Here is a 20,879-nt window from a genome sequence, read left to right as displayed (position 1 = left end):
GGGGTGGAGCCGGCGTACGGGGCCGCCGGCTCCACCGGGGTGGTACGGGTGCGGGCGGTGTCAGCCGGCGGTGCCGGTGGTCAGCGTGTACGCGGCGTCGAGGACCACCGCTCCCCCGCCGTCCTTCATGACGCGCACCGGGTTGAGGTCGAGCTCGAAGCCCTCGGGCCAGTCCTGGACCGTCAGGGCGATCCGCTCCAGGAGACGGGCGAGGGCGGCGGTGTCGGCCGGGGCCGTGCCGCGCGCGCCGTTCAGGAGTGCGGCACCGCGCAGTTCGGCGATCATCGCTTCGGCATCGCCGGGGGCCAGCGGCAGCAGCCGGTGGCTGACGTCGTCGAGGACCTCGGTGAAGATGCCGCCCAGCCCGACGGTCAGGACGGTGCCCAGCGTGCTGGTGCGGGCGCCGACGAGGACCTCCACGCCGTCGGCGGCGAGCTCCTCGACGAGGACGCCGCCGCCGAGAGCGGCCAGCTTGTCGTACGCCGCGGGCGCGTCGTCCTCGGTGATGCCGACGAGGACGCCCCCGGCCTCGGACTTGTGCAGCAGCCCGGGAACGACGGCCTTGGCGACGGCGCTGCCGCCCAGCTCGGCCACCAGGCGTGCGGCGTCCTCGGGACCGGTGGCGAGGCGGCCCCGGGGAACGGTGGCTCCGGCGGCCGCCAGAAGGGCCTTGAGCTGCGGCTCGGTGGCGTCCGGCGCGGGGGCCGGCGCACCGGCGCCGGCGGGGGCGGCCGCCGTGGGGCGGGGGCGGCTGACCTGCCAGAGCGCGGAGGCGGCGCGCAGGGCCCGGGCGGGGGTGGGGTAGTCGGGCAGGCCCGCCTCGCGGAGCTGGGCGGGCGCGTCGGGGGCGAGGAAGTCGGCTCCGGTGCGGGCCACCAGGATGGGCTTGCCGCCCTTGCGGGCCGCCTTGGACAGGGCGGTGACGGCCTTCTCCACGTCGGGGCCGGCCATCACGCAGAAGCAGGCGATGATGATGTCGACGGACGGGTCGGCGATCAGGACGTCGAGGGACTTGTCGAACAGCGACGGGTCGCTCAGGACGGTCGCGGTGATGTCGACGGGGTTGTCGACCGCACCGAAGGGCGGGACGATCTCGGCGAGGGCGGCGGTGCTCTCGGCGCTGAGGCTGCTCAGTTCGAGGCCGGCGTCCTCGACGGCGTCGGCGGCCAGGATGCCCGAGCCGCCCGACGTGGTGACGACCGCCACCTTGGGGCCCTTGGGGCGCAGGGGGAACTCGAAGGCCTGGGCGACGTCGAGGAGTTCGTCGATGTCGTCGACGCGCGCGATGCCGAGCTGGCGCAGGGCTGCGTCCAGGACGCGGTCGTCGGTGGCCAGGGCGCCGGTGTGGGAGGCGGCGGCCCGCCCGCCGGCCTCGGTGCGGCCCGACTTCAGCAGGGCCACGGGCTTGCCGGACTCGGCGAGCAGGCGCAGCGTGGCGGTGTCGGGGATGTCCTCCAGGTAGCCGAGGAGGCCGGTGCACCCGGGTTCGGCGGACAGCTCGCGCAGCACTTCCAGGGCGGTGACGTCGGCGTCGTTGCCCGTGCTGACGACCCATCCGGGGCGCAGGCCGCGCTGCAGGGCGAGGCTGGCTGCGCCGAAGCCGAGCGCGCCGCTCTGGCTGACGAAGGCGAGGGTGCCCGGCTCGAAGGGGACGCTCTCGGCCCCGAAGAGGGGGCTGAAGGTGGCCAGGACACGGTTGTTGAAGCTGACGGCGCCGATGCAGTTGGGCCCGATCAGGCGCAGTCCGCCGGCGCGGGCGCGGGCCACCAGGTCGTCCTGGAGGACGGTGCCCTCGTCGCCGGTCTCGGCGAAGCCGGAGGAGGCGATGATGGCGAGGGGGACGCCCGCGGTGATGCAGTCGTCGACGGCGCCGGGGACGCGGTCGGCCGCCACCATGATCAGGGCGAGGTCGACGGGCCCCGGGGCGTCGGTGAGGCTGCGGTGGGCGGGGACGCCCAGGACCTCGCCGCCGCGGGGGTTGACGGGCAGGATGCGGCCCTCGTAGCCGTGGCGCAGGAGGAAGTCCATGGGCTTGCGGCCGAGGGCGCCGGGGCGTTCGGTCGCACCGATGACGGCGATGGACCGGGCGTTCCACAGGGCTGATATTGCGCTCATGCCATGACCTCCTGAGCATTGGCGGCGGTGAGGGGGGCGGCCGTGGGGGCGGCATGGCCGGGGGCGTGGTCGGGGGCGAAGAGTTCGCGCAGGGCGTCCACGTAGACGTCGCCGTCGGGGGCGCCCGCGAGCCGGCGGGCGCGGACGGTGGGCTGGTGGAGCATCTTGTCCACGATGCGCCGGACGCTGTGGGCGACCTCCTGCCGGGCGGCGCTGTCCATGGCGTCCAGGCGGCGGCTGAGCCGGTCGAGTTCGGTGGCGGTGGCCTCGGCGGCGCTGGTGCGCAGGGCGGCGAGGATCGGGGTGGCGCGGGCGGCGCGCCGGGCGGCCTTGAAGTCGGCGACCTCGGTGTCGACGATGCGGTGGGCGCCTTCGACGCTGGCTACGGAGAGCTCGTCGTCGCCGCCTTCCGCGGCGATGCGCTGGAGGTCGACCAGGACGGTGCCCTCCACGGACGCGGCCTCGGACTCGATGTTGCGGGGCAGGGAGAGGTCGAGCAGGTACAGCTCGCGGCCCGCCCGGCGAGCCATGGCGTCGGCGACGTGCCGGCGGGTGACCAGCGGGGTGGTGGAGGCGGTGCAGCTGACCACGACGTCGACCTCCTCCAGGAGGCGGGGGATGTCCTCCAGGGGGTATCCGGTGCCGCCGGCTGTCTCGGCCAGGCGCTGCGCCTTGTCGGGCGTGCGGTTGGCCATGTGGACGGTCCGCAGCCCGGAGCGGCGCAGTGCGGCGAGGACGACGCCGCCGAAGGAGCCGGCGCCGATGACGAGGGCGGTCCTGCCGTCGAGGGAGCCGACGAGGCGCTCGAAGAAGGCCAGCCCGGCGGTGGCCAGGGAGCGGCCGGCCTCGTTGAGGCCGGTCTCGTTGCGGGCCCGCTTCCCGGCGCGCAGGGCGGCCTGGACGGCCTGGTTGAGGGTCTTGCTGGCGGTGCCGGTGCGCTGGGAGCGGTCGAGTGCCTCCTTGACCTGGCCGAGGATCTGGTCCTCGCCCAGGACGACGGAGTCGAGGCCCGCGGCGACCTGGAAGAGGTGGCGCAGCGCGTCGTCGGCGGCGCGGACGTAGGCGTAGGGGGCGATCTCGTCGGCGTCGACGCCGGTGTGGCCGGCGATCAGGCGGGAGACGGCGGGCGCGGGGTCGGTGCCGGGGGCGGCCTCCAGGTAGACCTCCATCCGGTTGCAGGTCGACAGGACGAGGGAGGCGCCGAGGCCCTCGGTGGCGGCCATGTCCGCGGACAGGTCCTCCAGGGGGCGGCGGGTCTCGTAGAGGCGTTCGAGGAGGTCGAGGGGGGCGGTGGCGTGGCTGATGCCCACGGCCATCAGCCGGCTGTCGTCGGGTGTGTGTCGTTCCACGGTGTGTTGTTCCACGGTCTGTCGTTCCACGGTCTGTGCACCTTGGTGTGTGACGGGCGGGAGCGGGGTGCCTGCCGGCCGGGCGGAGGGGGGCCGACCCGGCCGGCAGGGGAGGGAGGTTCGCCGCGCGGGGCGGGAGGGCGGGTCAGCGGCCCAGACGCGGGGCGAACTCGGTGGCCCAGTACGTGATGATCTGGGAGGCACCGGCGCGGTGGATGGCGGTGAGGCTCTCGACGACGGTGCCGTCGCGGTCGATCCAGCCGCGCTCGGCGGCCGCCTCGATCATGGAGTACTCGCCGGAGACCTGGTAGGCGGAGACGGGGACGTCGACGCGGTCGGCGATGAGGCGGACGATGTCGAGGTAGGCCAGGGCGGGCTTGACCATGACCATGTCGGCGCCCTCGGCGAGGTCGAGGTCGACCTCGCGCAGGGACTCGCGGATGTTGCCGGGGTACTGCTGGTACGTGCGCCGGTTGCCCTGCAGGGAGGATTCGACGGCGTCGCGGAAGGGCCCGTAGAAGTGCGAGGCGTACTTCGCGGAGTAGCCGAGGATGGCGACGTTGTGGTGGCCGGCCTGGTCGAGGGCGGCGCGGATGTGGCGGACCTGGCCGTCCATCATGCCGCTGGGGGCGACGATGTGGGCGCCGGCGTCGGCCTGGACGACGGCGGCCTGCGCGTAGAGCAGGACGCTGGCGTCGTTGTCGACGTCGCCGTCGGCGCCGAGGACGCCGGTGTGCCCGTGGGTGGTGTACTCGTCGAGGTTGATGTCGCCGATGACGACGGTGGCGTCGCCGACCTCGGCGGTCACGTCGCGCAGCCCGGTCTGGAGGATGCCGTCGGGGTCGACGGCTCCGCTGCCCTGCTCGTCCTTGTCCGTGGGGATGCCGAAGAGCATGATCCCGCCGACGCCCGCGGCGACCGCCTCGGCCGCGGCCTTGCGCAGGCTGTCGCGGGTGTGCTGGTAGACGCCGGGCATGGAGGGGATGGGGCGGGGCTCGGTGATGCCCTCGCGCAGGAAGAGGGGCTGGATGAGGTTGTTCGCGTTGACCTGGGTCTCGGCGGTCAGGCGGCGCAGCTGGGGGGTCCGGCGCAGGCGCCGGGGGCGGTGCAGGGGGGCCGCGGCGGGGGTGCTGGCGGGGGCGGGGCCGAGGGTGGGGTGGGTGTTCATGGTGGTCTTTCACGCTCCCTGGAGGATCGAGCCGAGGAATACCTTTTCGAGGTGGTGTGCGATGTCGGAGGGCGGCCGGTGGAACCAGTAGCCGGCGGTGGACCGGGCGAAGATGCCCAGCCGGCCGAGCTCGGTGGTCAGTTCGGCGAGCTTGACGGCCAGGCCCGCGGGGTCGACGACGGGCATGCCGGCGAGTTCGCGGACGCCGAGGTGCCAGAGGATCTCGTTGGGGATGCCCTCGGCGGGAATGATCACCTCGGCGCCCGCGGCGCGGGCGCGTTCGGCGGCTTCGGTGTAGACGGTGAGGAAGGGGTCGCAATCGCCGTCGAGGGCACGGTGGACGCCGTCCCAGCCGCCGGGGACGACTTCGTAGGCGGCCAGGTGGGAGTCCAGGCCGTAGCGGGTGATGTTGGCGCGGATGGGCTCTTCGAGGGGCGGCATGAAGCCCAGGAGCCCGAAGCGCTGGCCGGTCATGGCGGAGAGGAAGAAGGAGCTCTCGCCGTAGCCGAGGGTGGGGATGCCGGCGAGGTGGCGGGCGTCGCGCAGGCCCGGGTCCTGGCCCGCGGCGGTGATCCAGGCGTCGTAGCCGGCGCGTTCGGCCCGCACGGCGGCGTGGGCGAAGTGCTGGGAGAACAGCACCTGGGCGGCGTGGTGGCCGACCAGGCCGAAGGGGGTGTTGTCGGGGTAGGTGTCGGCGGGCAGGGTGTGGACGTCGATGACCGTGCCGGGGGCGGCGATGGCGTCAAGGTGCTCGCGGTACCACCGGTCCAGTAGCGGAATTCGGCCTTCCACGGTGTGCTTGTGAAACCAGATGCGCATGGGGTTCCTTAGGCAGATGACGATCAGGTGACGGCCTGTCAGTGCTCGGGGTCCGTGCCGAGCTGCCGGAGCTCGTGGTCCGTGCCGGGCCCGGGGTTCAGGGCCGCCGCGGCGCGCCGGGGACGGGGAGCGCAGTCCAGGAGGGACGCCTTGACGAGGTAGTCGGTGCGGGCGCCCGCGTCGGCGGTCATGCGGCCGATGTCGTCGAGGGCGGCGCGCAGGGCCGTGGCGTCGCCGATGCCGGCGGTACGGGCTTCGCTGCGCGGGATGACGGCTTCCTGCACGGCCGCGCGGCGGGCGGCGGCCACAGTGGTCAGGGAGCGGTCCGCGGCCTCGCCGCGGTACAGGCGGATCAGGGCGCGGCCGTAGGCGACGGCGTCGTGCAGCCCGCAGTTCATGTTCATGCCGCCGGCGGTGGACGTCAGGTGGGCGGCGTCACCGGCGAACAGGATCCGCCCGGCCCGGAACTGCGGCAGGACGAAGGCGGCCAGGCGGTAGGTGTGGGCGTCGCGTATGCGGATGCGGGCGTCGACGCCGGGCAGGCTGCGGGCGACCATGGCCCGGACGGCCGCCGGGGCGGTGACGTGGTCGCGCGGGGTGGTGGCGGGGATGCGGTGGATCAGGCGCCAGTGGTCGGGCATGCCCAGCACGCTGAAGGACTGGCGCGCGTCGCGGACGTAGGTCAGCGGGGACAGCCCGGGCACGAGGTCGTCGAGCGGGGTGTCGGTGACGATGCGCAGGGCGTAGGAGGGGTAGGGGCGGGCCCGGGAGTCCAGGTGCAGCAGGTCGCGGACGGTGCTGCGGGCGCCGTCGGCGGCGACGACGTGGCGGGCGGCGAGCGGGGCGCGGGCGCCGTCGGGGCCGCGGGTCCACACGCGCAGGCCGTCGGGGCCCTGGCGGAGGTCGAAGACGGTGTGCCCGAAGGCGACCTCGGCGTGGGGATGGCGGGCGAGGGCGTCGAGGAGGAGCGGTGTCAGCCGGGCCTGTTCGGCATGGACCCGGTAGGGGTGAGCGGTGCGGCCCTCCAGGGGCGCGTAGGACAGGCGGTGCAGGAGGTTCCGGTCGACGTCGCGCCACTGGATCTCGGTGACGTCACGGCCGGCGGCGCGCAGGGGGGCGGCGACGCCGAGTTCGTCGAGGAGGTCGAGGGTGGAGGGGTGGAACGTCGAGGCCCTGGAGGCCGTCGAGAGCTGCTCGGCCGCTTCGAGGACGGTGACCGGGACCCCGCCGCGGGCCAGGACGAGGGCGGCGGTCAGCCCCACGGGGCCGGCGCCGACGACGACGACCGGGTTGCGGATCGGGCTCATGCCCGGCTTCCGGCGCGGTCGGCGAGGCGCTGCAGCGGCCCGGGAAGTGCGCCGTCCGGGCCGGCGGGCGTGGCATCGGTGTGCTTGAGGGCCCACCGGGCGGCGCAGATGTTGGAGGTGAGCAGCGTGCGGTCGTTGCCGTCGCCGATGCGGCGGAGGGCCTCGAAGGTGAACATGCCGGTGCCGGTGAACAGCAGCGTGGCGTCCTGGGCGAGGCCTGCGGCGTCGACCTGGCGCACGAGGTCGTCGGTGGTGACGTCGTACGGGGAGAACCGCTCGCCCGCCCGGACGGGCACGACCCGGGTGACGTTCAGGCTGGCCTTCTGCCAGTACTGGTGGGAGAGTTCGGTCAGCCACGGCTCGTACGGGGAGACGAGCACGATGTCGGTCAGACCGAGGTCGGTGCACGTGTCGAGGGTGGTGAGGGTGGAGGAGGCCACGGGGTAGCCGGCCGTCTGCGCGATCCGGTCGCACAGCTCACGGTCGCCCTCGGGGTCGAGGAGGTAGTGCGAGCCGCTGCACGCCACGACGACGGCGTCCAGGGCCAGTCCGCCGAACCCTGCGATGACGTCCGGCAGTTGCTCGTTGTAGATGTCCAGGCGTCCGCGCAGGCTGTGACCGGGCAGGACGGGGAAGCGGGAGGTGTGCAGGTTCATGGCCGGGGCGGTGAGCCGGGCGATCTCCGGCTCGGCGGCGGCGTTCCCGGAGGGGACGACGACGCCGAGGCGGGCTGTGCTGTGCATGGTCACGGAAGGAAGCCCCCTTGTTCTCGCGTGAATGGCGGCGGCAGCGGCCGCGGGAAGTCCTCGGTCGCCGCGGGCCGGGTGTTCCGCGTGCCCTGCGGCGTAAGTGGACGGTATGACGGGGGCGTTGGGCCTCGCACTACGGGATCACGCAGTCAGCTGCTCCCGCTGCGGGGCCGGGGCGAGGGCTGTGGGCAGTGCGGCCCCGAGGGCGGGGGCGAGCTGGGCGCGGCGCTGGATGGAGAGCTTGCGGTAGGTGCGGGTGAGGTGCTGTTCGACGGCCCGGCAGGAGACGCCCAGGCGCCCGGCGATGTCCTTGTTGGTGTGACCGGCCAGGACGAGGTGGGCGATCCTCCTCTCGTGCGGGGTGAGGGCGGCCGCGGCGGGCGGCGGGCTCTGGGCGGTCCCGCCGGTGAAGCCCGGCCGGCCGTAGGCGACGTTCCAGCTGCGGATGCGGGACTGGGCGACGAGGGATTCGCGGACGAGGGGGTCGGGGCGCAGGGCGCGGTGCAGGGAGATCTCGTCGGGTGCGTCGATGAGGAGGATCTCCCCTCCTTCGCCGTCCCAGGGGCCGCCGCCGATGAGGGTGCCGCGGGCGGAAAGGGCGTGCAGGTACGCCTCGTGGGCGCTCCACAGGCGGCCGAAGCGGCTGTCCAGGGTCCTGAAGGTGCGCTCGACTACGTAGGTCATGGCGAAGTCCTCGGGGTTCCGTCGCGCCCGGTCGCCGGGGAGCGGGGCCGCCGGCGGGCGCGGGATGGGTGGGTGAAGACGCGAAGGGGGCGGGACGGCGGGGCATGTCGCCCGTGGGGGCGGTGCATGCTTCCCGGGTCCCGCCCCCTGGGGGCGACGCCGCCTGGGGCGGCCGTCGGCGCGGTGCCGGCAGGGCTACTTCGCGCCGGCGGCCGGGGCCGTGCCGACCTGCGGGGCCGGGGCGGCACCGGCGGCCCGGGAGGCGGGGGCCGGGGCGGGCTTGCGGCGCAGCAGGGCGGTGGCGGCGAGGACGGCTGCGGTGCCCAGCAGGACGGTCCAGCCGATCGGTTCGTCGAGGAAGACGGCGCCCAGGACGACGGAGACGACGGTCATGAGGTAGATGACGGTGGCCGCCGCGGCGGCGCCGTCCTTGGTGATGATGATGGTGTTGAGGAGGACGGCGAAGCCGGTGCAGACGACGCCGAGGATGATCAGGGCGACGACGGAGTCGGTGCGCCACTCGACCGGTTCGAGGCCGATGAAGGGCACGGCGACGAGCGTCATGACGGCGGCGATGGCGAGCTGGCCGCCGGCCAGCATGAAGACGGGGATGCCGCGGCCGGCCAGGAAGCGTCCGACGTAGGCGAAGCTGCTGCCGAAGCTGACCGCGCCGAGGACGAAGCAGATGATGCTGCTGGTGGAGGCGTGCGTGCCCGCGCTCCAGGGGGCGGCGACCAGGACGACGCCGAGCAGGCCGATGAGCATGCCCCAGCCGCGGGCGGCGCCCAGGCGCTTCTCGGAGCCGAGGAGGACGGCTGCGCCCAGCGTCCACACCGGGCCGGTTCCGCTGACGATGCCGGCGATGTTGCTGGAGCCGGTGCGCTCCCCCTCGGCGAACAGCAGCCAGGGGACGGCGTTGCCGAGGAAGGCGGCCACGGCCATGTGCCCGAGGATCTTCTTGTCCCGCGGGAACCCCTGGCCCTTGGCCATGCCGATGGTCAGCAGGACGCCGGCGCCCAGGACGAGGCGGACGAAGACCATCTCCACGGGGGAGAAGGCGTATCCGGAGATTTTGATCCACAGGAAGACGGAGCCCCACAGCAGGCTCAGTGCGGAAAGCCGCAGGACGGCACCCTTCGACATGATTCTCCTCGGCGTCGCGGCGCCCCGTGGGCATGGCTGCCGTTCGGGGCGTTTCGGTCTCATGGAGGGCAGGGCCGGTCCGGGCGCAACAGAGGAAATCCGGGGGAGTTGCGGCGCCGGGACCGACCGTGCCGGGCAGAGGCCCGGAGGGATGTGCGGCGGCCGGGCTCTGGAAAGAGCCTCACACCGCCGCCCCCGCGGCGTCCATCGAGGGATTCTTCCGATGACCGTGAAGGCCCGCTTACGGTTCGCCGCCGTCCTGCGCGCGGGCCGTCGCGGCCGCCTGCGCCAGGGCGTCGACCACGGCTGCGACCTGGGGAAGCCTGCCGTCGCCGGCGCGGACGGCGGCGAAGACCTGCCGGCAGGGAGCGTCGTCGAAGTTCTTGACGACCACGCCCTCACGGGCCGCGGAGCGGGCCAGGCGCGGTACGAGGCTGATGCCCATGCCGTGGCGGACGGCGGCGAAGGTCGCTTCCCAGTCGCCGATGGCGTGGGTGGCGCGCGGGGTGAACCCGGCTGCGGCGCAGGCGGCCAGGGGGATCTCCTGGCACATGCCGGCCGTGGCGAAGATCCACGCCTCCTCCGCGAGGTCGGCCAGCGTCAGCGTCGACGCGTCCGCCAGCCGGTGGCCGAGCGGCAGGGCGACGTCGAAGACCTCCTGCATGAGGGGGAACTTCTCGAACCGCGGGTCGCCGGCGGGAGCGGCGGGCGACTCGACGGCGATGACCACGTCGGTGCGTCCGTCGGCGAGCATCTCGAAGCTGACCGGCGGGTCGACCTCGGCGAGGGTGGTGCGCAGCTGGGGCCGGCTCTCCTTGAGGAGGGCGGCGGCGGGCAGGATCAGCGGGGTGAGGGTGGTGGCGAAGCCGGCCACCGACACCTCGCCCGTCTCTCCTTCGCGCCAGGCGGCAACCGCCTCGTGGAGCCGGTCGGTCCAGCTGAAGATCTCCTCGGCGTGGCGCAGCACGATGCGGGCGGCGCCGGTCAGGCGCAGGCGGCGGCCGGCCGGTTCGGTCAGGCGGACCCCCAGCTCCTTGGAGAGGGCGGCCAGTTGCTGGGACACGGCGGAGGGGGTCAGGTGCAGGGCGGCGGCGGCCGCGCTGACCGTCTTGCGGCGGTCGAGCTCCGCGAGGACTCTCAGCCGTCTCAGGTCGATGTCGGGGTGGCGCGGCGCCGGGGCCGCGCCGGGGGTGGGTGTGGTCATGCTGCGGGCAACATCAGCGCAGGCGCTGCTGTTCCGGGTCGATGACCGTACGGGCGAGGGTCTCGAGGGCTTCGAGGTCGCGTTCGTTGCGTTCGGGGGTGCGGGGCTCGCCGGGGAAGGTCGGGTCGAGGACGACGGTGGGCGCACCCAGGGCGTCGAGGAGGGCGAGGTCCTCGCGGATCTCCTCCAGGCTGCCCTCGCCCAGCAGCCGGCCGTTGCCCAGGGGCCGGGCGGTGACGCGGAGTTTGATGCGGGGCACGAGGGCGGGGACGGGCAGGCCCAGTTCCGCTGCGGTCTTCTCCAGGGCGGGCAGGCCGTGGCCGGTCAGCCACCGGGCGGTGACGGAGGTGGGGTGCCAGGCGTCGCCGAAGCGCACGGCGCGGCGCAGGGCGCCGGGGCTGTGCCCGCCGACCCACACCGGCGGGCCGGGCCGCTGCAGCGGCAACGGGCCGGTGTGCAGGTGGTCGAAGGAGACGAATTCGCCGTGGTGGCTGACCACTTCGTTCGCCCAGCAGGCCTTGATCACGGCGAGGTACTCGTCGCTCCTGGCCCCGCGGCGGGCGTACGGGACGCCGAGGGCGGCGAACTCGGCCGGGGCCCAGCCGGCGGCGGCGCCGAAGACGAAGCGGCCGCCGCTGAGCCGGTCGACGGCGGCGGCCATGCGCGCGGTCAGGACGGGGTGGCGGTAGGGCAGGACCGTCACGGTGGTGCCCAGCCCGATGGTGCGGGTCGTGCCGGCCAGGTAGGACAGCACGGCGAAGGGGTCGTAGAACGGGGCGGCGAACAGGCGCTGCACCTCCGGCGTGGGGGCGACGTGGTCGGACACCAGCAGGTGGTGGTAGCCCAGCTCCTCCAGGCGCCCGGCCCACTCCCCCAGGGTCTCGGGGGTCGCGCCGGGGCCGTAGTTGGGGACGTTGACGCCGAACTTCACGTGTTTCTCCGATCGTTTCGCGGCCGGGTGCGGGGCCGGGGGCTGGTCACGGGGATTGCTGCGGTGTCGCCGGCAGGTCCCGGGGGACGGTGCGGGCGGCGGAGCCGGGCGGGGCGTCGGGCCCGGGCCCGTACCGGAGGCCGGCGAGGTGGACGGCCAGGGCGAGGACGGCGCACCCGGCGGCGGCCAGGGGCAGGGCGCGGGGGGCGAGGCCCGCCGCGAGGGCCGCACCGCCGAGGGCGGCGCCGGCCGACCCGCCGAGGTAGGTGGCCGAGCTGTTGAGGGCGAGGGCCGCGGCGCCACGGGCGGGCCCGGCGGCCAGCAGGCGGTGCTGCTGGGGCACGACGAAGGCCCAGCCCGCCGCGCCCCACGCGGCCAGCAGCGGCCACAGCCACACCGGGCCGGGGACCAGGGGGATCGCCGCCAGGACCAGTGCCAGCGCGGCCAGCAGCCATCCGGTCAGCAGGCCGGGGCGGGGGATGCGGTCCAGCAGCGGACCGATGGCGAGACTTCCCAGGACGCCTCCCAGCCCCCACACCCACAGCCCGACGCCGCCGGGTCCCGTGCCCGCGGCCTCCAGCACCGGCAGCAGGTAGGTGTACAGCCCCAGGCCGGCGACGGTCTGGCAGAAGGTCGTCAGCACGGCCGCGGCGGTCCGCGGGTCCTTCAGCTGGGCGACGCGTTCGGCCGGCGAAGGCGGCGGCGGGGTCTGCAGGGAGGGCAGCAGGAGGGCCGAGCCCAGGAGGGCGGCGGCGCCGACGGCGGTCACCAGCCACAGGGCGGAGCGCCACCCGGTGTGGCCGGCGAGCAGCAGGCCCGCGGGGACGCCGAGGACGGTGCCGCAGCTCAGCCCGCCGAGGACCAGGGCCAGGGCCCGGCCGCGGCGCTCGGGCCCGGCCAGGAGGGCGGCGGCCGCCGCGGCGGTGGGCATGAAGACACCGGCCGCCGCGCCCGCCGCCACGCGCGTGCCCGCCAGGGCGAACACGCCGGGTGCGGCGGCGCCGGCGGCATTGGCCAGGGTGAACACCGCCAGGGAGACGAGCAGCGTCCGGCGCATGCCCAGGCGTCCCAGCGCGGCCTGCGCGAGCGGGGCGAGGAGGGCGTAGGAGAGGGCGAAGACGGTCACCAGCTGCCCGGCCGTCGCGGCGGACCCGTGGAAGTCGCTGGCGATCTGCGGCAGCAGTCCGGCGGTCATGTAGGCATCGGTGCCCACCGCCAGGGCGCCCAGGGCCAGCAGGCTCACGCGCAGCACGTCCACATCCTTTCCGTCGGCCTCCGCGAACCCTCGGGCTCCTGGGCCTCTACGGGCTCGTCGGCTCGTCGGGCTCTTCGGGCGCCCCCTTCACCGGGGCGGCCGGGACCAGCGTGGCTCACCGGCGGGCGCTGCGGGCCGTCGCGGAAGGCGGAGGGTTCGGGTTCCCACATCACCGTCGCGGCGGGCACGGGGCCGGGAGGGCGCGGCGACCTAGGGTCGGCAGCCGGACACCCGCTCTCTTCACCACCGTTGCACGACGGAAGGATGTGCCATGCAGGACCGTGACGTCATCGATTCGTGGTTCCCCGCCGACCTGCGCTCCTGCGAGGTCTGGGAGGAGCGCTTCGCACCGCGCAGGCTCCCCGCGGACGCCCACGTGACGCGTTTCGCCCCCAGCCCGACCGGGTCGATGCACCTGGGCGGGCTGTACGTGGCCCTGCTCGCCCAGGAGGCGGCGCAGCGCAGCGGCGGCACCTATCTGGTGCGCATCGAGGACACCGACAAGCGCCGGGAAGTCGCAGGTGCCGCGGAGGAGTTCGAGCGGGTCTTCGGCTACTTCGGCCTCGTCCCCGACGAGGGCGGCACCCGGCAGGGGGCGTGGGGCCCGTACCTGCAGTCGCAGCGGGAGGGCGTCTACCTCAGCTACGTGCGCGAACTCGTGCGCAACGGGCTGGCGTACCCGTGCTTCTGCTCGCCCGAGCAGCTCGCGCGGAACACGGATGAGCAGCAGCGGACGCGCTCGCCGATCGGCTACTACGGCAAGTGGGCGCACTGCCGCGGGCTGGAGACGGACCGGGTGCAGGAACGGGTCGCGGCGGGCGAGGAGTTCACCGTCCGCTTCCGCTGCCCCGTGGGGCTGCCCGGGCGGGTGCGCTTCCGCGACCGCGTCCGCGGTGCCCTGACGATGCTCGACAACGGCAACGACATCGTGATCCTCAAGTCGGCGGAGCAGGGCCGGCGGCTGCCCACCTACCACTTCGCGCACGTCGTCGACGACCACCTGATGCGCGTGACCCTGGTGATCCGCGGCGAGGAGTGGATCTCCTCCCTGCCGGTGCACCACCAGCTCCACCGTGCGCTCGGGTTCACCCCTCCGCAGTACGCCCACATCGCCCCGCTGATGAAGGTGGAGGGCTCCAGCAGGCGCAAGCTCAGCAAGCGCAAGGACCCCGAGTCCGCGGCCGCCTTCTACCTGACCACGGGGTATCCGGCCGCAGCGGTGCGGCACTACCTGCGCGGCCTGGCCAACAGCCGCCTGGCGGACCTGCCGGCCGACCGCGCCCGGACCGAACCCGTACGCCTGGAGGAGGCCGGGCTGGCCGGGCCGATGGTGGACCTGGGCAAGCTGCGCTCGGTCAGCCGCGACTACATCGCCTCGCTGCCCGCGGGCGACGCCCTCCGGGAGCTGTCGGCATGGGCCGAGGGGCACGACGCCGAGCTCGCCCGCGTGCTGCACGCCCGGCGGGACCTCGCGCTCCAGGCCCTGGAGATCGGCCGGAACGGCACGGGAACGCCGCGCAAGGACCTGGCGTGCTGGAGCGAGTTCCGCAGGGCCTACGGGTTCTTCTTCCCGGAGCTGCACACCCCGGTGCACTCGCTGGACGACCTCCGGCTGGGCCTGCCGGCCGGGCAGGTCGCCGGCCTCGTCACCGACCTCGCCGGCAGCTACCGCCACGCCGGGCCCGCGGAGGACTGGTTCGCACAGTGGCGCGACCTCGCACAGCGGCACGGCTTCGCGCCGGACGTGCGGACCTACAGGGCCGATCCGCAGGCCTTCCACGGCTCGGTGCGCGAGGTGATCAACGTCCTGCGCGTGTGCGTGACGGGCACGGGCCACAGCCCCGACCTCTTCCAGATCGCCCGCGCGCTGGGCGAGACGGAACTGCTGCGCCGCATCCGCCCGCTGGCGGCCGCGGCGGCCGCCGCCCGTGCCGCCGTGTAGGGCGCCCGAAGGCGTGAACGTGACGCCGGGCGGGCCGGAGATTCCGGCCCGCCCGGCGTCACGTTCGTGTTTCAGCTGATGGCGGCGAGTTCGCCGACCCGGGGCAGCTCGCCCTGGATGGCGACGGCGAGCTGCGCGCGACGGCTGATGGACAGCTTCCGGTAGATCCGGGTGATGTGCTGCTCCACGGCCCGGGGCGAGACGGCGAAGTGCTCGGCGATCTGCCGGTTCGTCAGGCCCGCCAGCATCATGCGGGCGACGCGCCACTCATGGGCGCTGAGGTCGTGGGCGCCGAGGCCGCCCGGGCTCTCCGGGACCGCCTCCGGCTCCTCCCGCGGCGCCCGGCGGATGTCCGTCCGCGCGTGTTCGGCGGCTTCGACCAGGGCTTCCAGGGCTCTGATGCGCGTCTCCAGGACGAGATGCTCCTGGACGTAGGGGTCCTCGCACAACACCCGTTGCAGCTCCGCCCGGGTGGCGGCCTTGACGACGAGGATCTCGCCGCAGCCCTCGTGCCAGGAGCCGCCGTGCAGCAGTACGCCCAGGCGGGACATCCTGCGCCAGTAGGTGCGGTGCGCCGGCCCCGTCAGCCGCAGGCGGTCGTCGTCCCGGAGCTCCCTGTCGACCAAGTACCTCACGATCGTCTTCCCCCGCTCAGTCATGGACTCACGAATAAATTTATATTGGCATGCAATCTTGAACTCAAGCCCAACTTTACGGGAGAGCCGCATCACAGCCCGGGCCGCGACCGGCCCCGCAAACACTGATCAACAGGCATGCAGCGGGCAGTTCATGACGGCCGTTCAGCAGGTCCAAGAAGAGACCTGGAGGACAATATTGATCTCCAGTGCATCTTTGGACCACAATCGCTGCGCCGGGGGCCGCCGGTCGCTTCTCCTCTCCGCAGCCCCTCCGCTCCGCACACGTTCGGAAAAGACCTTCAGCACTTGACCGAGGTGGGGTTTCACATGGACGCCTTCGCTCCCGAGCACACCGTCGCCGTGGTGGGGATGGGATGCCGGTTCCCGCAGGCCGCCGGAACCGACGAGTTCTGGCACAACCTCGTCGCCGGGCGGGACTGCATCACAGCCGTCCCCCGCGAGCGGTTCGACATAGCCCCGTTCCACGCCGACACACCGGGCACGCCGGGGAAGACCGTCTCCCGGCACGGCGGCTTCCTGGACGACCCGTTCTCCTTCGACGCCGCCTTCTTCGGCATCTCGCCCGCCGAGGCCACAGGGCTCGACCCCCAGCACCGGCTGCTGCTGCCGGTGGTCTGGGAGGCGCTGGAGTCCGCCGGCATCGCCCCCTCCTCCCTGGCCGGCAGCAGGAGCGGCGTCTTCATCGGGCAGGCCACCGCGGACTACGCCGACGGGGCCGGCCCGGCCGGGCACACCCTCGGCGACGTCACCGGGAGCCACCTGCGCGCGATGGCCGCGGGCCGCATCTCCTACGCCCTCGACCTGCGCGGCCCGAGCATGACCCTGGACACCGCCTGCTCGTCGTCCCTGGTCGCCGTGCACGCCGCACGCCGCAGCCTGCTCTGCGGCGAGAGCCGGCTGGCCGTGGCCGGAGGCGTCAACGTGATCCTCTCCCCGCAGGACGCCATCGCCTACTCGCAGGCCTCGATGCTCTCCCCCGACGGCCGCTGCAAGTTCGGCGATGCCGGCGCCGACGGATTCGTACGCAGCGAGGGGGCCGGTGTCGTCGTCCTCAAACTCCTCGCGGACGCCCTGCGTGACGGCGATCCCGTCCTCGCCCTGCTGACCGGCAGCGCAGTGACCAACGACGGTCGGGGCAGCGGCCTGCTGCTCAAGCCGGCGGTCTCCGGGCAGGTCGACATGCTCACCGCCGCCTGCGCGGACGCCGGGATACGCCCCGCCGGCCTCGCCTACGTCGAGGCCCACGGCACCGGCACGCCGGTCGGCGACACGGTCGAACTGCGCGCCCTGGCCCGGGCCCTGGAGGACCTGCCCGCCGGGCGGCGGATGCGCACGGGCTCGGTCAAGAGCAACATCGGCCACACGGAGGCCGCGGCCGGCATCGCCGGACTGATCAAGACGGTCCTCGTCGCCCGCCACGGCCTCGTCCCCGCCTCCCTGCACCAGCACACCCCGCACCCCCTGCTCGCGCGCCCGGGCTTCCCCGTCGAGGTCGTCACCCGCAACGAGCCCCTGTGCCGGGAGCAGGACTCCGCCGGGGACCCGGACCGGCAGGTGGTGCTGGGGGTCAGCTCCTTCGGCCTCTCCGGCACCAACGCCCACGTCGTCGTCGCCCGGTACGAGACCGCCCCGGCCCCGCTTCCGCCGGCCCCCCGGCAGACGGAGCCGTCCTGGGCGCGGCCCGTCCACCTGCTCGTCCTCAGCGCCCGCTCCCGGGCCTCCCTCGAACGCCTGGCCGCCGCCTACGCCGGCCACCTCGGCCCGGACGGCGCGGGCAGGGACCACCGGCTGCACGACATCTGCGCCACCGCCGCCCTGCGCCGCGACGCCCACCCCTACCGCCTGTGGGCCACCGGCACGGACCACGACGACCTCGCCCGCACCCTGCGCGACCTGGCCGCCGGCACCGCCACTCCCCACGGCGCCTACGGGACGGGCGTCTTCGGCCCCCCGCGCCGCACCGTGCTCGTCTTCCCGGGGCAGGGCTCGCAGTGGGCGGGCATGGGCCGGTCCCTGCTGGCCTCCTCCCCCGCCTTCGCACGCGCCCTGCACGCCTGCGCCGAGGCCGTCCGGCACGAGACCGGCTGGTCGCCCGCCGAGCTCCTCACCGCACCGGCGGACGCCTTCCCCACCACGGTGGACAAGGTCCAGCCCCTGCTGTGGGCCATGGAAGTCGCCCTCGCCGCCCACTGGCAGGACATGGGCATCACAGCAGACGTCTGCATGGGCCACAGCATGGGAGAGGTGGCCGCCGCCGTCGTCTCCGGCGCCCTGACCACCGAGCAGGGGGCGGCCGTCATCTGCCGTCGCAGCCGTCTCATGCAGAACGCGGCCGGGCACGGCGGTCTGCTCGCCACCGAACTGGCGGGCCCCCAGGCGCAGGAGATCGCCCGGCAGGAGGGCCCGGGCGTGAGCGTGGCCGCGGAGAACGCCCCCACCGCCACCGTCCTCGCCGGAGACCTGGCCGCCCTGCAGCGCATCAAGGACCGCCTGGACTCCGCGGGCGTCTTCAGCCGCTTCGTCAAGGCCGACGTCGCCTCCCACTCCCCCTTCATGGACGGGCCCGCGGCCGAACTCACCGGCCGGCTGGCGGATCTGGCCCCGTCGGCGGCCGGTACACCCCTGTACTCCACCGTCCGCTGCGCGCCCGTGGACGGCCACGAGCTGGACGGCTCCTACTGGGCGGCCAATCTGCGCGAACCCGTGCGCTTCCACGACAGCGTCCAGGCCCTGGCCAAGGCCGATGAGTCCGTCTTCATCGAGGTCAGCCCCCACCCCGTCCTCCAGGCCGCCATGGAGGAGACCCTCCGCGAGGCCGGTGCCGGCGGTGCCGTCGTCACCTCCGCCCACCGCGACGGCGACGAGAGCGCGGACCTGGCCTCGGCGCTCGGGCGGGTCTTCGCCGCAGGCGGCGGCGTCGCATGGGAGCGCTGGTTCGGCGGCCCGGCCCGCCACGTACCCCTGCCCGCCTACCCCTGGGACGAGCAGCACCTGCGCCGCGCCCCCGCCACGGGCTCCGGCACCGCCCCCGGGCAGGCGGGCGGCGTCACCGCCGACTTCCCCCAGGACGCCCGAGCCGCCGCCGTCTCGCTGCGCGGCCTGATGCCCGTCCCCCCGGTCGTCCACCTGCGTGCCCTGTACGAGGCCGTCACCGCCGCTGCGCAAGAGCAGGCCGCGGACGACCGGGCGGAGGGCGAGGGGGACGGGGCGCAGCGCGCGAGGGAGGGGGCCTTCGTCATCAAGGACGCGCGCCTCGCCGCCGGGTCCGCGGGCATCACCGCCGCCGCCGGGCCGACGCTCCGGGCCCGCCTGGGCAGCCCGCTCGAAGGGGCCCGCCCCGCGCTGGTCGAAGCCGTGCCGACCGCGCGCGGTGCGGCCGCTCCGGTGACGTGCCTGACCGCGACCGTGCATGCGGTACCGGGCCCCGGCGAGGCCGCCGACGCCGCGTCCGGTGCATCCAGCGTGTCCGGCCTCTCCGACGCAAAGGGCGGGCCGCGCCGGCTCGAGGACGCCGTCGGTGCGGCCCTCGCGCGCTGCCACTCCTACCGGACGCCCGGCCGGTTCCTCCTGGGCGCGACGCAGCGCGGCTACGGCATCCCCGACGCCTACGCGGGGACGCTCCAGCACCTGTGGCGGCGCAACGGGGAATCGGTGGCCTACGTGGCCCGCCCGGACGGCCTCGGGCAGGCGGCCTGGGAGGCATGCCTGCTGCCGCTGCTGGCCGCCGTGCCCACGGGCCTGCCCGGCCGCCACGCCTACCACCCCGAGTCCTTCGACGAGGTGCGGTTTCTGGACGAACTGACGCCCCACTTCTGGGTGATGACCACTTTCACCTCGTTCCAGGCGGGTGAGAGAGCGCGTGCCAGTGTGGTCGTGGTGGGAACGCACGGCGGAAAACTGGCCGAATTCCGTGGCATCCGGCTGCGGCGTCTTCCCGGGCCCGCCGGCACCGGTTCACGGACCGGTTCCGCACGACGGCTGCCGGAATTCGCGGCCCACCTTGCGGAAGGCGCGGTACAGGCTCCCCGCGCCCTGGCTTCCGCGCTGCGCGGGGTCATGGACCCGGCCCGTACGCGCGTATTCGGGAATTCCGCCGCTATTCCCGCACGCGTTCCGGCAGAACCCGTCTCCCCCGCCCATCCGGAACCGCGATCCGGCCATGAAGCGGAAGGCGCCTCCCAGTTGCCCGCACGGACGAGCCGGGACGCCGGCCCCGAGGCGGCTCCGGAGGCGGCCGGGCCGACGGCACTGGTCCAGGGGGCGGCCCGCCTCCTGGCCATGGCCGCCGACCGCATCGACCCCCGGCGTCCCCTGCGGGACTATGGCCTGGATTCACTCATGGCCACCCGGCTGCGGCAGCAACTGCTGGCCGAGCACGGTCTGGTGGTGTCCGTCTCCCGGCTGCTGGGCGGGGAGAGCGCCGAGCGCCTGGGCCGCGAACTGCTAGGAGCCGAGGCCGTCTAACCGGAAGGCGGGCGGCTTTGTCCGGCGGAGATACGGCGGGGATACGGCGCACGACGCGGTATCCCCGCCTCGGCATCACGACTCCTTCACACATCATGAACTTCCAACCATTCATGGATCGTGGTACAAGTAGATCGCCAGACGGGGGCGGGTCTTCATGTCAGAGGGCGAGCGCACCGCGTCTGCAAGGCACGGCGTGATCATCCATTCGCGGCGGGGCGGATTTGCCGATGCGCCCCGGCAGCTGGCGTGCGAGGCAGCGAGCCGGACAGCAGGAAACAGCAGGAGCAGCTATGGATGACACGCCCCCGACCACGGACGGCGCCCCCCTCGGGCGCCGCGAGCGCAACAAGCTCAAGGTCAGGAGCCGCCTTTACGAGTCCGCCCTGAAGCTCTTCACCGAGAAGGGCTACGAGCAGACCTCCGTCGACGAGATCGCCGAAGCCGCCGACGTCGCGCGCGGCACGTTCTTCAACCACTTCCAGCGCAAGGAAGACCTCATCAGCGCGTGGGGAGAACAGCGGCGCACCCGCCTCAGAGCAGGTCTGAGCGCCTCCGACATCGGCCGTCAGGAATGCCTGCGCACCGCGCTGGAGCGGTGCATGCGCATTCTGGCCGACATCAACGAGGCGGAGAAGGACGTCACCCGCTCCATGCTCATGGCCTGGGTGAAGGCCGGCCGGCCGATGCAGGAGGCCCCCTACGCCGGCGAGATATTCGCCGAGGTCGTCGAGGCCGCCCGCGAACGCGGCGAACTTCCCGAGGGCGTCAACGCCTACCGCGTCGGCTGCCTGCTGCGCGACGTCTACCTCGGCACGCTCTACCGCTGGTCCCAGGCGCAGGGCCAGGACGCCCACCTGGAGCTGCGCACCGAACTGCAAGCGGTCTGCACCATCATCCTCGACGGGGTCCTCCCCGCCGGGCGGCCGGAGCCCGCCGCCGTTCCCGGCTGACGAACGGGCGGCCCCTCCCGGCGCGGGGCGGCACCCTGTGTTCTACGGATCTCCGTACAGCCCGCCTCCCGCCGGCGCGCCTAGCATCACCACCTGCCATCGCCCGCGCGCCGACACGGGCACCCGCCGGCAGGAGG

Annotated in this window: 15 protein-coding genes; 3 read left to right on the top strand and 12 right to left on the bottom strand. The window is 74.1% G+C overall.

Going from position 1 to position 20,879, the window contains the following annotated elements:
* Positions 1-60: 60 nt before the first annotated feature.
* From AS857_RS04330 to AS857_RS04280, 11 genes are all read right to left on the bottom strand, one after another.
* A complete protein-coding gene (locus tag AS857_RS04330) occupies positions 61-2,115 on the bottom strand; it encodes an acetate--CoA ligase family protein (protein WP_058041752.1) in 2,055 nt (684 codons plus the stop codon).
* Positions 2,112-3,494, bottom strand: a complete 1,383-nt coding sequence (hemA, locus tag AS857_RS04325) for a glutamyl-tRNA reductase (protein WP_245699576.1) — start codon at positions 3,492-3,494, stop codon at positions 2,112-2,114. The genes AS857_RS04330 and hemA overlap by 4 nt, the downstream gene beginning before the upstream one ends.
* Positions 3,495-3,609: 115 nt before the next feature.
* Positions 3,610-4,632 carry a porphobilinogen synthase gene (hemB, locus tag AS857_RS04320; RefSeq protein ID WP_058041750.1) on the bottom strand — a complete coding sequence of 341 codons (1,023 nt, stop codon included), beginning with the start codon at positions 4,630-4,632 and terminating at the stop codon, positions 3,610-3,612.
* A gap of 9 nt (positions 4,633-4,641) precedes the next feature.
* On the bottom strand, positions 4,642-5,451 hold the full coding sequence (locus AS857_RS04315; protein ID WP_058041749.1) for an aspartate/glutamate racemase family protein: 810 nt from the start codon (positions 5,449-5,451) through the stop codon (positions 4,642-4,644).
* A gap of 38 nt (positions 5,452-5,489) precedes the next feature.
* The gene (locus tag AS857_RS04310) at positions 5,490-6,758 is read right to left on the bottom strand and encodes an FAD-dependent oxidoreductase (protein WP_063804154.1); all 1,269 of its coding nucleotides are present in this window, start codon (positions 6,756-6,758) and stop codon (positions 5,490-5,492) included.
* A complete protein-coding gene (locus tag AS857_RS04305) occupies positions 6,755-7,501 on the bottom strand; it encodes an arylmalonate decarboxylase (protein WP_245699617.1) in 747 nt (248 codons plus the stop codon). The genes AS857_RS04310 and AS857_RS04305 overlap by 4 nt, the downstream gene beginning before the upstream one ends.
* Before the next feature lie 147 nt (positions 7,502-7,648).
* Positions 7,649-8,191, bottom strand: a complete 543-nt coding sequence (locus AS857_RS04300) for a helix-turn-helix transcriptional regulator (RefSeq protein WP_058041747.1) — start codon at positions 8,189-8,191, stop codon at positions 7,649-7,651.
* A gap of 195 nt (positions 8,192-8,386) precedes the next feature.
* Entirely contained in the window at positions 8,387-9,334 is a 948-nt protein-coding gene (locus AS857_RS04295; protein WP_058041746.1) for a DMT family transporter, read from the bottom strand.
* A gap of 241 nt (positions 9,335-9,575) precedes the next feature.
* Positions 9,576-10,538 carry a LysR family transcriptional regulator gene (locus AS857_RS04290; RefSeq protein WP_058041745.1) on the bottom strand — a complete coding sequence of 321 codons (963 nt, stop codon included), beginning with the start codon at positions 10,536-10,538 and terminating at the stop codon, positions 9,576-9,578.
* 13 nt (positions 10,539-10,551) lie between these two features.
* Positions 10,552-11,469, bottom strand: coding sequence for a TIGR03619 family F420-dependent LLM class oxidoreductase (locus AS857_RS04285; protein WP_058041744.1), 918 nt, complete (start codon positions 11,467-11,469; stop codon positions 10,552-10,554).
* Between the two features lie 46 nt (positions 11,470-11,515).
* The gene (locus AS857_RS04280) at positions 11,516-12,721 is read right to left on the bottom strand and encodes an MFS transporter (protein ID WP_063804177.1); all 1,206 of its coding nucleotides are present in this window, start codon (positions 12,719-12,721) and stop codon (positions 11,516-11,518) included.
* Positions 12,722-12,995: 274 nt separating this feature from the next.
* On the opposite strand from AS857_RS04280, the gene AS857_RS04275 reads away from it, so the two are divergent.
* Positions 12,996-14,666 carry a glutamate--tRNA ligase gene (locus AS857_RS04275; protein WP_058041743.1) on the top strand — a complete coding sequence of 557 codons (1,671 nt, stop codon included), beginning with the start codon at positions 12,996-12,998 and terminating at the stop codon, positions 14,664-14,666.
* 71 nt (positions 14,667-14,737) lie between these two features.
* Here AS857_RS04275 and AS857_RS04270 read toward each other — a convergent pair whose 3' ends face one another.
* Positions 14,738-15,325, bottom strand: a complete 588-nt coding sequence (locus AS857_RS04270; RefSeq protein ID WP_245699575.1) for a helix-turn-helix domain-containing protein — start codon at positions 15,323-15,325, stop codon at positions 14,738-14,740.
* Positions 15,326-15,631: 306 nt separating this feature from the next.
* Between AS857_RS04270 and AS857_RS04265 the strand changes: the two genes are divergently transcribed.
* A complete protein-coding gene (locus tag AS857_RS04265) occupies positions 15,632-19,789 on the top strand; it encodes a type I polyketide synthase (RefSeq protein WP_058041741.1) in 4,158 nt (1,385 codons plus the stop codon).
* Between the two features lie 293 nt (positions 19,790-20,082).
* A complete protein-coding gene (locus AS857_RS04260; protein ID WP_058041740.1) occupies positions 20,083-20,742 on the top strand; it encodes a TetR/AcrR family transcriptional regulator in 660 nt (219 codons plus the stop codon).
* Positions 20,743-20,879: the final 137 nt, after the last annotated feature.

The organism is Streptomyces roseifaciens, assembly GCF_001445655.1.
In the GTDB taxonomy this organism is placed as follows: Bacteria; Actinomycetota; Actinomycetes; order Streptomycetales; family Streptomycetaceae; genus Streptomyces; species Streptomyces aureoversilis.
Note: the sequence above shows the minus strand (reverse complement) of the source record. Positions and strands in the feature narration are given on the sequence as shown.